The sequence below is a fragment of the Rhizobium pisi genome (assembly GCF_003938655.1).
Lineage (GTDB): Bacteria > Pseudomonadota > Alphaproteobacteria > Rhizobiales > Rhizobiaceae > Rhizobium > Rhizobium pisi.
The window spans coordinates 219,931-234,315 of record NZ_RJJT01000008.1; the positions used below are offsets into that span (position 1 = coordinate 219,931).

Annotated in this window: 11 protein-coding genes; 9 read left to right on the plus strand and 2 right to left on the minus strand. The window is 61.0% G+C overall.

Annotated features, from left to right (window positions below; genetic code table 11):
- Positions 1-27: 27 nt before the first annotated feature.
- The 7 genes from EFD55_RS13450 to EFD55_RS13480 all read left to right on the plus strand — a co-directional run bounded on the left by EFD55_RS13450 (position 28) and on the right by EFD55_RS13480 (position 6,467).
- Positions 28-702, plus strand: coding sequence for a response regulator transcription factor (locus EFD55_RS13450; RefSeq protein WP_125845545.1), 675 nt, complete (start codon positions 28-30; stop codon positions 700-702).
- Entirely contained in the window at positions 699-2,087 is a 1,389-nt protein-coding gene (locus EFD55_RS13455) for a sensor histidine kinase (protein ID WP_125845546.1), read from the plus strand. Before EFD55_RS13450 ends, EFD55_RS13455 begins: the two co-directional genes overlap by 4 nt.
- Before the next feature lie 27 nt (positions 2,088-2,114).
- Positions 2,115-3,095, plus strand: coding sequence for a 3'-5' exonuclease (locus EFD55_RS13460; protein ID WP_125845547.1), 981 nt, complete (start codon positions 2,115-2,117; stop codon positions 3,093-3,095).
- 154 nt (positions 3,096-3,249) lie between these two features.
- A complete protein-coding gene (locus EFD55_RS13465; RefSeq protein WP_125845548.1) occupies positions 3,250-3,396 on the plus strand; it encodes a DUF1127 domain-containing protein in 147 nt (48 codons plus the stop codon).
- 600 nt (positions 3,397-3,996) lie between these two features.
- Entirely contained in the window at positions 3,997-4,833 is an 837-nt protein-coding gene (kduI, locus tag EFD55_RS13470; protein WP_125845549.1) for a 5-dehydro-4-deoxy-D-glucuronate isomerase, read from the plus strand.
- Positions 4,830-5,594, plus strand: a complete 765-nt coding sequence (gene kduD, locus EFD55_RS13475) for a 2-dehydro-3-deoxy-D-gluconate 5-dehydrogenase KduD (protein ID WP_281039984.1) — start codon at positions 4,830-4,832, stop codon at positions 5,592-5,594. Before kduI ends, kduD begins: the two co-directional genes overlap by 4 nt.
- A gap of 126 nt (positions 5,595-5,720) precedes the next feature.
- A complete protein-coding gene (locus tag EFD55_RS13480; RefSeq protein WP_125845551.1) occupies positions 5,721-6,467 on the plus strand; it encodes a FadR/GntR family transcriptional regulator in 747 nt (248 codons plus the stop codon).
- A gap of 12 nt (positions 6,468-6,479) precedes the next feature.
- On the opposite strand, the gene EFD55_RS13485 is transcribed toward EFD55_RS13480, so the two are convergent.
- A complete protein-coding gene (locus EFD55_RS13485; RefSeq protein WP_125845552.1) occupies positions 6,480-9,761 on the minus strand; it encodes a GH36-type glycosyl hydrolase domain-containing protein in 3,282 nt (1,093 codons plus the stop codon).
- A 458-nt stretch (positions 9,762-10,219) separates the two neighbouring features.
- Here EFD55_RS13485 and EFD55_RS13490 point away from each other — a divergent pair, with 458 nt between their 5' ends.
- Positions 10,220-10,630 carry a hypothetical protein gene (locus EFD55_RS13490; RefSeq protein ID WP_125845607.1) on the plus strand — a complete coding sequence of 137 codons (411 nt, stop codon included), beginning with the start codon at positions 10,220-10,222 and terminating at the stop codon, positions 10,628-10,630.
- A 205-nt stretch (positions 10,631-10,835) separates the two neighbouring features.
- Here EFD55_RS13490 and EFD55_RS13495 read toward each other — a convergent pair whose 3' ends face one another.
- Entirely contained in the window at positions 10,836-12,377 is a 1,542-nt protein-coding gene (locus EFD55_RS13495; protein WP_125845553.1) for a DHA2 family efflux MFS transporter permease subunit, read from the minus strand.
- A 315-nt stretch (positions 12,378-12,692) separates the two neighbouring features.
- On the opposite strand from EFD55_RS13495, the gene EFD55_RS13500 reads away from it, so the two are divergent.
- Positions 12,693-14,384 (plus strand): ABC transporter substrate-binding protein, encoded by a 1,692-nt coding sequence (locus EFD55_RS13500; protein WP_125845554.1) that lies wholly within the window; start codon positions 12,693-12,695, stop codon positions 14,382-14,384.
- The last annotated feature ends 1 nt before the right edge of the window (position 14,385 follow it).

Here is a 14,385-nt window from a genome sequence, read left to right on the forward strand (position 1 = left end):
CCAATAGGCCCCCGATAGGAATGTGTGATGCGCATATTACTGATCGAGGATGAACCTCAAATGGCCGCAGCACTCCGGGGCGCGCTGACCAGGCACGACATAGTGATGGACCATGTCTCGACCCTATACGACGCCGAGATGGTGATCGGCGATAGCACCTACGACGCCGTACTCCTCGACCGGCAACTCCCTGACGGCGACGGCTTGGAACTTGTTGCCAAGATCCGGAAAAAGGGGATTACCCTTCCCATCATCGTCATCACAGCCAAGGGGGAGGTTCCGGACAAGATCACCGGCCTCGAGACAGGCGCCGATGATTACCTCGCCAAGCCCTTCGTCTTCGACGAGCTTCTGGCGCGGTTGCGCGCCGTCATGCGCCGCTCAGAAACGTTGCGCCCGGCGCTGATCTCGATCGGCAGGCTTTCCTTCGATCCGACCTATTGCGATGTCAGCGTCTCGGGCCAGCCTCTGGAAATGCCGCGCCGCGAGGCGTTGGTGCTCGAATGCCTGGTGCGCCGCGCCGGCCGCATGGTGCCACGGCCGGCCTTGATGGAGGCGGTCTTCGGCCTCGATGACGAAATCCAGCCGAACGCGCTCGATTCCCACATATCGCGGCTGCGGCGCAAGCTGGCGGCGTCGCAGGCGGGCGTCGTCATCAACGTTATAAGGGGCGTGGGTTACCTCCTGCGGGAGGCATCGTGACCAAACGATACCCCTACTCGTTGCGCAAGCGCCTGTTCTGGCGGCTTCTCGCCGTCCAGTCGGTCGTGCTCATCCTGGTGGTGATCGTGCTGATCTCTGTCGGGCAGATGTTCGATTACAGGTCGACGGAGGGCACGATCGAGATCCTGCGCCGGGCCGTGTTCCGCCAGCCTACAGGAGAATTGAGCCTGCGGGAGACCGAGGATCTCAGACAGCTCCGGAAAGATGCGCCCGATCTCTGGTACACCATTCGAGACACGCAGGGACATGTTTTGACCGAGGGCCGGATTCCGGACGAATATGCCAGCATCGGCAGTGCGCTTGATCATGTCGGCCAGGCGAGGTTAGGCTGGAATCTTGGCGACCAGGACCGTCCAGCCGCCGCCCGGATGAAGTGGATTGCCATGGACTGGGGGCAGGCGCAGTTCTTGACCGGGACCGATGGCCCCAATTCGATCACGTTCATCCTGTTCGGCGTCTCGCTGACCCTTGCGAAATTCGTCGTTCCCATCGTCGCCGTGATGGCGTTGGGCGCTCTGATCGCAACGCCGATGGTCGTGCGAAGGTCGCTCGTCGGGATCAACCAGGCGGCGCTCCAGGCCGATACGATCGATGTCGATCAGCGCGGCGGCCGGCTGTCTGCAAACGATATCCCCGAGGAGGTCGCGCCGCTGATGCGTGCCGTCAACCGCGCGCTCGGCCGGCTCGACGAAGGTTACGAGCGGCAGGAACGGTTTCTGACCGACGCGGCCCACGAGTTGCGCACGCCGATCGCCATTCTGAACACCAGAATAGGCTCCCTGCCGCACAGCGCGGTGAAGACCGATCTTTTGGAAGACGCCGCCAGGCTTGCCGTTCTGACCGAGCAGATGCTCGATCTTCAGCGCCTCAAACAGGGCAAGGTGCAATTCACCAACATCAATCTCGGCCAGCTCGCAAGGAAGGTCATCATCGAGATGGCGCCGCTGGCCTTTGCCGCCGGCTATACGGTGCAGTTCGAGGTCGACGGCGCCGGAGAGATCGAGGGTGATCCGCTGGCACTTCAGCGCGCCCTGATGAACATCCTGCAGAACGCCATCAACCATGGCGGCCGGAAAGGCATCATCTCCCTGACATCGGGCTGCAACTGGATCGAGGTCAGCGACGAGGGTCCGGGCATTCCCGCCGATTTGCAGGAGCGCATTTTCGAACCCTTCTTCAAGCGCCACCACGACGGGCGCGGCGCCGGCCTCGGCCTCAATCTGGTTCGCGACATCATGCGCATGCACCGCGGCGAGGTGACCTTCGACAACCGCGGTCTCGGCGCCATCTGCCGGCTCAGCTTCCCCTCGGGCGGGACCGCGGACGACAAGACTGTGTCCCATCTTGCGCGAGCGATGGATTAAACCAGCTCTCCGTGACATACAGATTCCATGAGCGTGCACAGAGATTCGCAACTCGACATGTTTGCCAAGGCATCGCCCGCGGTGGTCAAGGTGCGCGGCCCATCGCGCCGGCCTCCGTCACAACCGACCGCCCGCTCCGATGAAGACATGGCACGAACGCTCGAAGAGAGCGGCAATTATCGTATTCTCAGAAAACTCGTTGCCCGCCCGATTGCGACAGTCCGACGGCCTGGATTTCCGCAGCTCGGCGTCATTCTCGATACGGAGACGACAGGCCTTAGCCATCGCAGCGACGAGATCATCGAAATCGGCGCGGTCGCGTTCACGTTCAGTGATGACGGCGCAATCGGGGATATCGTCGGCATCTATGGCGGCCTGCAGCAGCCGTCCCGGCCGATCCCGCCCGAGATTACCCGGCTGACAGGCATTACCGACGCCATGGTCGAAGGGCAGGTCATCGATATTCAGATGCTCAACGCCCTGATCGAACCGGCGGATCTGATCGTCGCCCACAATGCCGGTTTCGACCGGCCGTTCTGCGAGGCCTTCTCCAGGATCTTCGCCGGCAAGGCCTGGGCGTGCTCGGTTTCGGAGGTCGACTGGAGCGCCCGCGGCTTCGAGGGCACCAAGCTCGGCTATCTCGTCGGCCAGGCCGGCTATTTTCACGAGGGCCATCGCGCCGTGGATGATTGCCATGCGCTGCTCGAAATTCTCGATCGGGAACAGGGTCGCGGCGAAAGCCCGTTCGCGGAGCTTTACCGCGCCAGCCAGCGCTCCCGCATCCGCATCTTTGCGGAACACAGCCCGTTCGAGATGAAGGACCATCTGAAGGCGAGGGGCTATCGTTGGTCCGACGGAAGCGACGGCCGTCTGAAGTCCTGGTGGATCGAGATCGACGAGGAAAGCCTCGACGTCGAGCTTTCCTATCTGCGTGCGGAAATCTACCGCTGGGCGGAGGCGGAGCCGCCGATCCTACGGCTGACCGCTTTCGATCGCTTCAAGATCTAACCCTCTGCGGCAACCCATGCAGAGGTCGCATAGGTGCAGTGATGCATTGGCGCTGCAACAATCAGCGGTCCCATATTATATACAGCTCATCGAAGCGAACGAAGCGCCAAGGACTGGCAGCTAAGCTTCGAAAGCCCACGGAAAGGGGATCATTATGAACGTAGCACGCTCTTTCAACAACTGGCGCAAGTACCGTCAGACGGTCGCTGAACTGGGCCGTATGTCCTCGCGCGAACTGGACGACCTCGGCATCGGCCGCGACGAAATCCGGACCATCGCCCGAGCAGCCATCGCCCGCTAACGGCCACTAAGACTAGACATCGTCGAGACTTGGTCAGCGCCTGCTTCCTCCCGAGCGGGCGCTCTGCTTTTGTCCTCCCCCGCGTGACGGAGCCGTCCGCTTTTCGCATAACGCATAGCTGCCCTGCAAAGAAATGCCTATCAACTGAGCAGGAAATAAGTATGATTATTTCTATCGAAGCGATGCACCTCCTCCCGCATCCCTTCGATGTACAGGCGCTCCATCCTCCTCCCAGGATCGTCTGTCGGAACGACAGCACTCCTCCTCCCAGCTGTCGTTCGATTTTTTCGAAAGCCTGCCGCACCTCCTCCCGCGGCAGGCTTTTTTCGTTTTGGCCGACGGAATGCCGGGAGCGGCCGCTTGTGATCACCGTCTGGTCGCGAGCAGCTCCGACAATTTCTCCCGATTATTCTCAAATTTGCCTCCATGCTTTTACGAGCCTCGCGTCTCCTCAAGGGAGCACGGGACAAACCTGTTGACACCAAACTTGTCGTACAACTATGTAACCAGACGGATACCACCGCAGCGGAAGGCGACAGGCAAGACCGGCTTCCGCGATAGCGATATGGCCGACGACAACGAAGCTGAAGGAAAAATGACATGCAGATCGACGTGAGGCACGCCTCCCATCCCGAGGCCGTGCGTGATTTCGACACGGAGACGCTGCGGCGTCACTTTCTGGTGGAAACCATCTTCGAAGGCGGCGAGATCCGGCTCACCTACTCCCACTACGACCGCATGGTCATCGGTGGCGCGACGCCGCTCGGCACCGGGCTGACGCTCACGGCGCCGACGGCGATCGGGCAGGAAACCTTCCTTGCCGAACGTGAACTTGGCGCGCTGAACACCGGCGGCGCCGGCCGCATCATCGTCGACGGCATGAGCTACGATCTTGCCAAATATGATTGCCTCTATGTCGGCAAGGGTGCCCGGGACATCCGCTTCGAAAGCAACGACGCTGCCGATCCCGCAAAGTTCTACCTCGTCTCGACTCCAGCGCATGCCACGCACCCGACCGTGCTGCTCACCCGCGACAAGGCAAGGCATATGAGCCCCGGCGACCCGGCGACCTCCAACAAGCGCTCGATCTTCCAGTATATTCATCCTGAGATCTGCCAGTCCTGCCAGCTCACCATGGGCCTCACCATGCTGGAGACCGGCAGTGTCTGGAACACCATGCCGGCCCACAAGCATGACCGGCGCATGGAAGCCTATCTCTATTTCGATCTCGAGGCTGACCAGCGCGTCTTCCACTTCATGGGCGAACCGCAGCAGACCCGCCATATGGTCGTGGCCAGCGAGCAGGCGGTCATCTCGCCGCCCTGGTCGATCCATTCGGGCGCCGGCACCCGCAACTACAGCTTCATCTGGGCGATGGCCGGCGACAACAAGAGCTTTACCGATATGGACCATATCGCTGTTGCGGATCTGAGGTGAGCACCGTGGCAAATCCCTTCGACCTTTCCGGCCGGACGGCTGTGGTCACCGGCGCCAATACCGGTATCGGTCAGGCCATCGCTGCCGCATTGGCCGGCGCCGGCGCGTCCATCGTCGCCGTCGGGCGCTCGTCGATGGACGAGACCGAGGCACTGGTGAAAGAGGCGGGAAGCCGCTTTCATGTCGTCAAGGCCGATCTTTCCACCATCGAACCGGTCAAGGGGATCGTTGACGAGACGATCCGCACCTTCGGTGACCTCGACATTCTTATCAACAATGCCGGCATCATCCGCCGCGCCGACGCGCTCGACTTCACCGAAGAGGACTGGGACGCGGTGATCGACGTCAACCTGAAGACCGCCTTCTTCCTTTCGCAGGCGGCCGGCCGCCACATGGTCGAAAAGGGCAGGGGCAAGATCATCAACATCGCCTCGCTGCTCTCGTTCCAGGGCGGCATCCGCATCCCGTCCTACACTGCTTCGAAAAGCGGGCTTGCCGGACTGACCAAGCTGCTTGCCTGCGAATGGGCCGGCAAGGGGGTCAACGTCAACGCCATCGCGCCAGGTTATTTCGTCACCAACAACACCACGGCGCTGCGCGAGGATCCTGACCGGAATGCCGCCATCCTTGCCCGCATTCCGGCCGGGCGCTGGGGAACGCCTAGTGAACTCGGAGGCGCTGCGGTATTCCTGGCATCGTCGGCATCCGACTACGTGCACGGAACGGTGCTACCGGTCGACGGCGGCTGGCTGGCGCGGTGATCCAGCTTCCCGACTGACCAGGCACGAGTTGCCGTGGCTCCCGCCGTTTTGCCTTTCCCGCCGGCATGCGCTAGCACAGGATAATGGCCGGCGCAGCCGCGTCGACACGCAGGACTTCGACACGGGATGACGGACAAGGACAACGCGGTCTTCAACACCACTCGCCAGCCGCCGAACCTGCGCAGCGGCCTTGCGGATACGTTGATGGCGCAGATCGAGTCCGGCGACCTGAAGCCCGGCCAGCGCCTGCCGACCGAACAGGCGATCATGGTGGCGACCGGCGTCAGCCGGACGATCGTGCGTGAGGCGCTCGCCACGCTGCGCGCGAAGGGGCTGATCACCACCCACCAGGGCCTCGGGGCTTTCGTCTCGAACGATCCGACGCCAAGATCTTTCTCTATCATTCCGAACGACCTGCAGTCGATCGACGAGGTTCTGCGCGTGCTGGAGCTGCGCATGGGGATCGAATACGAAGCCGCCGGCCTTGCGGCCCTGCGGCGCACGGGGGAAGACATAGACCGAATGCAGGATCGCCTCGACGCGCTCGACAAGGCTCTCGAGGAAGGCGGATATGGCGCACAGGAGGATTATGCCTTCCACCGGTCCATCCTGGTCGCGACGCAGAATTCTTACTACAGCCGCCTCTTCGATACGTTCGGCAACATCATGGTGCCGCGGCAGTGGGCGCGCTTGGACAAGATGACCTCCGCCGAGCGCAAGCGTCATGCCGCGCGCATGCGCAGGGAACACCACGCCATATTCGCGGCGATCCGCGACGGCAACGAGTCCGCCGCCCGCCGCGCCATCCGAACCCACCTGTCGAAAAGCACCGCGCGCTTCGAAGAGCTGCGCGACGCCAGCACCTCGTCCTGAACCTCTTCTCTTCTACGGCTTCATCATCATCCGCCGCCAGGCGGCGTGATCCGTTTGCAAATCGACAGAAGCATGAGCCGCGGGAAGAAGTGGTTTGTGCTTACGCCGTCCGAAGCGCCGTTTGAATCCCAGGATATTTTCGACAATGCTTCGGGTGTAGAGCCCCGGGCCGCTCGAATAGATGCGCCATCCGCCGTCGACGGCGATCTTTCCCGCCTTGACCCGCTCCCATTTGGCAGCTGCCTGATACCGGTCGTGGAAAGCCGCATCGCTGCTGCTGAAATAGGTGTTGCGCTGGCGCAGCGAAGCGTGCGGCAGCGCTGATGTGACGGCGATCGGATTGACGACGGCAATTGCCTTCCAGAGCTCCTCCGCCTCGGCTTCCAGCGCGAGCGTCTCGCAATAACGCAGATGCGCATGCACATACATCAACCCGATCTCGCGGCCGAAGAAGGAGGAGGATTCAGCCCTGCGAAACAGCGTCTCGGGCCCGCCGGCATAGGTCGCGGGCTTCTCCATCAGACGCACGCCGTCGGGAAAGAGCAGATGCTCTTCGATCAGCTTCATATGATCGTGTCTCTGAACCGGCGTGAAGAGGCCGCCAAGCATCGCCTGCGTCATCGAGATCAGCGAGAAATGCAAGCCAGTGCGCTTGTCGCTCGGATGCAGCAGCAATTCGACGCCGTCATGTTCGGGATCGAAGATGCCGTAGCCGGCGACGATGCCGTCACGGATGAGATGACGGTTGAAATCCCGACGCATCGCCGTGGCGATCTTCCTGAGCGCCTTGCCCCTTTCATCGTGCCCGAGGCGGCGCAGGATCACGGAATACCGGACGACCTGTTCGTAGAGCAGCGCAACGGTCCAGCTGCTGACCATCCAGTCGCGCAGATGCGGATCGGCCGGCTGCAGCGAATCGTTCCAATCGCCCTCTCCGTAGCGGATCAGATGCGTTCCCGGAATGAACTGCCCGCGCACGGTATCAAGCAGCTTCTCGACATGGATCGCGATGGTATCGGCCTCCGGCGCCTTCTGCATGGTATTTTCATCGCGCCACGAGACCTTTTCGTCGAGTATGGCGAGATCGCCGGTGGCTTCGATATAGTCGCAAAGCGCCTTCAGCGGCCAGACGACGATATCGCCATGGCTTTCGCCCGCGCGGATGTTGGAATAGGGCTCGAGCATGAACCATTGCGGCCAGTTGCCTTTTTCCAGGTACTGCTCGCTGAAGACGGTCTTCAGCACCTCCTTGGCCTCACCATCATGCTCATAGGCGAGCAGAAATTCGATCGGGCCCTGGCAGGCATCGCGTGTGCCCCAGGCAGCGCCGGTATATTGCTCGAGGCCGTGCGGCACGCTCAGATGCACGATGGCGTCATGTGCGAGCCAGGGCAGAAGGGTCGCCTGTGCGGCAAGATCGGGCGACGTGCTGTCGATCGTCATGCCGCGTATGGCGTTGCGCCAGAATTTTGATGCCGGGGTCAGCATGGCCTCATCGGTAACGCCTGCCTCATAACGCTCTGCCAGGCGCTCGGCTGAGGCCGCATCAGTCAGCGAGCCGACGACCGCAAAGCAAAGCGTTTGCGTCGGCCGGGATCGCAGCGCGATGAAAGCACCGTTGCGCGTGATCCCATCGGTGTGGAGCAGTTCGTCGCCGCCGATTTCCTCGATGGCATCGGGGGTCGAACTCACCATCCAATAGCTGGCGTCAGGATACCGTTCGCCCCAGAGCCAGGCCGGATCCGGCAAGAAGCGGATACGTTTGCCCGACGTATCGAATTCGATCTGCCCGCCCGCGTCATATTCGCGCTCGCCGAGAACGACGTGGCCGAACACCAGGAAGCGGCACGGCCTGCCCTCGACGGAGACGGTCCATTGCATCGCCGCATCTTCGCCGGAGACGGTAGCCGCAACGGTGATCGTGCGGTCGTCGGCACAACGATAGATCCAGCGGCAATCGCTGAGCCCCATTTCGAAAGCCGAGGGCACCGCCAGAAGCTGCCAGCCCGCGCCGACATCGGCCATGATGCGCAGCCCGCTGGCCAGCGTCAAATTGTAGGGGTCGCGGGATACGGAAAAGAGCTTGTGAAAGGAGGTATTGCCGATCGTCAGCTGCGCGGCGAAGATGCCCTGCATCCAGCAGGTCGCGGCAAGGGTGGAATCGTCGAGCAGCATGTTCTGGCCGCTGCGAACGATCGCGCCGTGGCGGCGGGCCACCAGAAGTTCCTTTTCGCGCAGGACGACATGGCGGTTCAAAGTGCCATCCGGCACGAAAAACGAAAGAAGCTTTCCGCCGGCGCGCTCTTCCAGGCTCCGTTCCGGATAAAGCCGGACAATCGCCTTTTTGTCGAGCGGCTCGGCCTGCAGCAGGGCAGCATCCTGCAACAGGCTGCGAACCGGTGCTGCTTCCTCGATATCAACGGCTGCACTTTCCATGGCCGCAAGCCCATCGAGCCGCAAAAGGTCGGCATCGCTCGACGCTTCGGGATGATCGGCAGCAAACAGCGCAAAGAAGGTCGCGCTGGCACCGCTTGCCGGAACGGAGAATGATTTCGATTGAATGGCGGGGCATGCCGTCTCCTGTTGCCGCCGTTCGCTCGGCAGGCTGGCGCCGAAGGGACCCACCAGCAGGTCGCCAAGGAGGTCTTTCGCCTGCACCAGCTGGATCGCATCCGTGGCATAGGCGACCGCGCCGTCGAGGCAGCCTTGCATGAGCCAGGGATTGCGGGCGCCCGACTGCTTGAGATTTTGCCGGTTCATCAAAACAGGACCATATGTCTTATGATCGGCGATGTGGTGATCGACATATTGCGAGGCATAGGCTTCGCTGTTCATCAGGAAGCCGCGGTCGCCGAGGCCGACATCCTGGACCAGCACCAGGTCCGCCGGCAGCGTTCCCTTCTTCAGATGCCGGACCGAGGCGCGCCAGAACCATGCCGTTTCGGAAGGATGAAGCTCGAGGCGGACGTTATAGCCGATATCGCCTGTTTTACCGCTCCAGGAGAAGCTCGTCGCATCCTGCCCGAAGCTGCCATTGGCGCGAGGTCCGACGATCTCGACCACGCGAGGCGCAGCACCGCCGACGCGGAGATAAAGGCGGCCAATCCCGCCGAAGAGCGGCGAGCCCTGGATCTGATTGATCTGCACCGATCCTTTGTCGTCGGCATATCCGATGGCAAACAGCGTGCCGTTCGGCAAGGCCGATATCGACAAGCCGGAGCCGTTGCTGATCGTGAACAGACCAAGCTCTTCGCGTCTCGGCATTTGCAAACTGCGCTTCGGGTCCGGGGACATTGGGGTTCTCGTCGATTGGCATCAGAGGGAATCGAAGGATGACGCAAAATAATTGTAGGAAATCTTACCGGCGATCCGGCGATCGGCAATCTATCACAGGTGACGAACTCACATTAGAACGAAACAAACACTGGTCTAAAGCGAGGCAGATAGGCAACGGGAGTTCCGTCTGCCACCCCAATCAAGCGCACGATAAACGTGTTTCAGCTGTCGCACATGCCCGTGTGAAACAGAGCGCTTCACTGCGTCTACACCGCTGTGTTCTGCTTCGGTATTTGGAGCATGCCCCCAGTCAATCGCGCACTGGTCTGGCTCGTGTTGGCGAAGGTCGAGTGTAGCCGTACATCCCTTCGAACGGTGCAATACAAGCCGCATTCATGGGTGTTTCCAACAAGACGCTTTTTGCTTGGCGAATTAGCGTGACTCTAGGTAAGACCCTCTCATTGAGAGAGGGCAACATGCGAAAATTATTATCGATTCTATTCAGCTCAGTTATTTTGGCGGGAACAGCGCACGCTCAAGCGAGAGTCCAGGCCACCCACAGCAACCGCTTGATCGAGAGCTATCGCGCCTATATTGGCGACGCTGATCTTTACAATTCAAATGGGGTTAGACTTACCCAACCGTGGCAGATCATCCGACAAGACCGGGCGAATTTCCATCAGTACCATGTGCGCGATTCTGACGATCAATCAGACTCATTCTTTGCCGATCCGGTAAATCGCCAAGCTCTGGAGCAGATGCTGCGGAACGGAACGATGACGCGAGAGGCCGCCAATATGATCGTACGTGGCAACGTGTGGATTGACGTTGATATCTACGGTGGCCAAGGGACCGGTCGATGGATCGACGTTTCTGTATCTGATTGATATTTCCCGTAGCCGGTAGCCGCGTCGACGCATGGCCATATTTTGCGGCAGCTTGCTGCAAAATATGGATCGTTGCCTCGTGCACCACGGATATCATTGTGATGGAGCTGACCTGATCGCCTGCAAGGTTCGCTATTGATGAGACACCTCTCGTGAAATCAATAGGTTAGGTGATTTTTCTTAGGCCGGGCTCGTCACGTGGATCTCATGCCGGCGCCGGGCGCCGGGCGAAAGGCACGGAGAGCAGGGCGCAGCCGGTCAGGACGGCGACTACCATCCAGGCCTCGTTGATGGCCTGGACGCTTGCCGCCGTCTGGACCAGGGGATCGAGCATCGCCGTCGTATCCGCATCGAAGCTGCCGCTATGTCCCGATATGGTCTGAACAGGCGCGCCGACGAATGCCGCGGCCCCGACGTCGCCGGCCTGGAGGCGAGCCCAGAGGTCTTGTCCCATCGGTTCCGAGCGGGTGTAGATGATGGTGTCGATGAGGGCGATGCCGATTGCCCCGCCGAGATTGCGCATCAGGTTGAAAAGACCGCTGGCATCGGGAATGCGATCCGGCGGAAGCGTATCGAGCGCCAGCCGCGTCGGTGGCAGCAGGCAGAACATGATGGCGACGCCGCGCACGATCTGCGGCCAGAACATCGCGTCATAGTCCGAACGGGGATCCTGAAAGGCGCTCATCCCGACGCCGATTGCAAAGAGCGTGAAACCGACGGCCGACAGCAGGCGCGCATCCATGCGCTTCTCCAGCGCCACCGCGATCGGCGCCGTGACCAGCTGCGCGATGCCGGTGACCAGCATCGTCATGCCGATCTCAAGCGCATCATGCCCCCTGATGAAAGCGAGGAAGACCGGCATGAGATAGACCGAACCGAAGAGGCCGATGCCGAGGACGAAGCTCAGCACCGAGCCGACGAGGAAATTGCGGTCGCCGAAATTGCCGAGATCGACGATCGGCCTGTCTCTGCGCAGCGTTCGCCAGACGAAAATGCTTCCCGATGCAAGACACACTGTCAGCAGGCTGAGGACATAGGCCGAGATCCAGCCGCTCGTCGGTGCTTCCTTCAGGCTGAGTTCTAGGGTCGTCAGCGCAGTCGCCATCAGCAGCAGCGACGGGCCGTCGAGATGTCCGAGCTCGGACGGATCGGGCGCCTGCCGCAGCAGGAAGCGTGCCGCGACGATGGCCGAGGCGATGCCGGGGATGACGTTGATCAGGAACAGCCAGTGCCAGGAATAGGTCTGGGTCAGCCATCCGCCGACGATCGGCCCGACGGTCGGCGCCAGCACCGCAAGCACGCCGGCAATCGTCGTAGCCAGAGCCTGGCGCTCGTTCGGGAAGAGGATGAAGACGGCTGAGAATACCGAAGGGATCAGCGTTCCGCCGGAAAAGCCCTGAAGCACGCGCCAGGCCACCAGCTCGCCGAAGTTGCCGCTTGCCGCACAGCCGGCGGAGGCGGCGACGAACAGGCTGATGGCGACGACGAACAGCCATCGCATGGTCAGCAGCCGCGTCAGGAGGCCGGTCAGCGGGATCGCCACCACTTCGGCGATGAGATAGGCCGTCTGTATCCAGCTCATCTGATCCGGACCGATATCCAGAGCGGACTGGATGGTCGGCAGCGACGTCGCCACCACCTGGACGTCGAGAATCGCCATGAACATGCCGACGCACATGGCCATGAAGCCGAGCCAGACAATGGCGGGCGCTTTGTCAGGACGGGCAGGCCCCGGTCGTTCCAGCATGCGATGATCCCACGAGTACGGTATTCTCCGCCCCGATGCGAATATTCAAGCTCGATCGGCATGCCGGAGACAAAGGGCAGACCGCGATCTCGTCGATGCCGACACCATAGTTCGGATGAGGACGGAAGCGATAGGGACCTGCCAACAGAAATCCGTCACCCCGGCCAAAACCATGCAGGTTGAATTCTGCCGAGAACCGTCCACCCAGGCGCTGCAGAAATTTGAGATCAGCAATTGACGGGTCGGCTGGAAACTGACTATCAATATTAAATCAATTTGATTGACTTCAAAAATAATAACGAGGGGAACATCGAAATGAGTTCGAGCAAGCGCGTATTCCGCGACATTTTCGTGCATGCAGGCTGGGCGACGGCAACGGCCCTGACGACGCTCATCGCCTTCGGAGCGGGCAAAGCGGCCGCAGAGTCGGTGCTGACGATGCATATCGAGGAGCAGACCAGCTGGGTGCAGAACTTCAATCCGTTCGACCTTGCCGGGCGCCGGCAAAGCACGATGGATTTCATCTACGAGCCGCTGGTCATCTTCAATGCGGAGGACGGCGGAAAGCCGGTTTTTCGTCTGGCGACCGACTATAAATTCTCCGAGGACATGAAATCGGTCACCTATACGCTACGGTCAGGCGTGAAATGGTCAGACGGGCAGCCGCTGACATCGGCCGACGTGAAATACACGATCGATCTCATGCTGAAGAACCCGGCGCTTGACACCGTCGGCGTCGGCGAGACCGTTGCATCAGTCGAGACGCCGTCGGCGACCGAGGTCAAGATCAATCTCAAGGCCGTAAACTCCGATTTCCCGGAAACGCTTGCAGATCTCGCGGTCGTTCCCGAACATATCTGGAAGGATGTCTGCGATCCTGTTGCCTTCAAGAACGAGAAGCCTGTGGGGTCCGGTCCGATGACGGAGCTGCGCCGTTTCACGCCGCAGGTCTATGAGCAGTGCCGCAATCCGAACTATTGGGATGCAGCCTCGCTGCATGTCGATTGCCTCAGGCTGCCGCAGATCTCGGGCAACGACCAGATGCTTGCCATTCTCCCCGAAGGCAACATGGACTGGATCGGATCCTTCATCCCGCAGATCGACAAGACCTTCGTCGCGCTTGATGCCGATCATAACGGCTACTGGCAGCCGCCGGCCGAGACCGTCGCCTTCCAGATGAATTTCAAGAGCGGCAATGAAGGCAATCTCGAAGCCTATAAGGACCTGAACTTCCGCCATGCCTTCAGCCTCGCCATGGACCGCGCCTCCATGGTCGATATCGCAGGCTTCGGCTATCCCGTCGTCAACGAGCATGCGACCGGCCTGCCGCCGCGCTTCGAGACCTGGCGCAACAAAAATGCGGAAGGCGACAAGGATGCCTTCATGGGTTTCGATACCAAGAAGGCCAGCAAGATTCTCGACGATGCCGGCTACAAGAAGGGCGCCGACGGCTTCCGCACGACGCCGAGCGGCAAGCCGATCGCCTTCCCGATCATCGTTCCGAACGGCTGGACGGACTGGATCGATGCGGTGCAGATCGCGGTTGAAGGCCTGCGCGCCGCCGGCATCAACGCTTCCGTCGCCACACCCGAATATGAGCAATGGCGCAAGCAGATCATCGACGGCAGCTTCGAAGTCGTCATGAATTCCCGCGCCGACGGCGCAACGCCGTTCCGCGGCTACTACCAGAGCCTTTCGACCGCCTATGGCGGGCGCATCACCGGCGCGCCGTCGCGCTATTCGAACCCGAAGCTCGACGCTCTTTTCGATCAGTATCTGAAGGCGACGTCGGATGACGATCACAAGAAGATCTTCAACGACATCCAGATGTTGATCGCCGACGATTTCCCCGTCGTGCCCGTCTTCAACGGACCGACCTGGTACCAGTTCTCCAGCAAGCGCTTCACCGGCTGGGTTACCGACAAGGAGCCCGTCATGAATCCGGAGGATCATGACAACAACCGCATGCGCCTGATGCATCTGCTGCGCCTCAAGCCGGTCAGCTGAG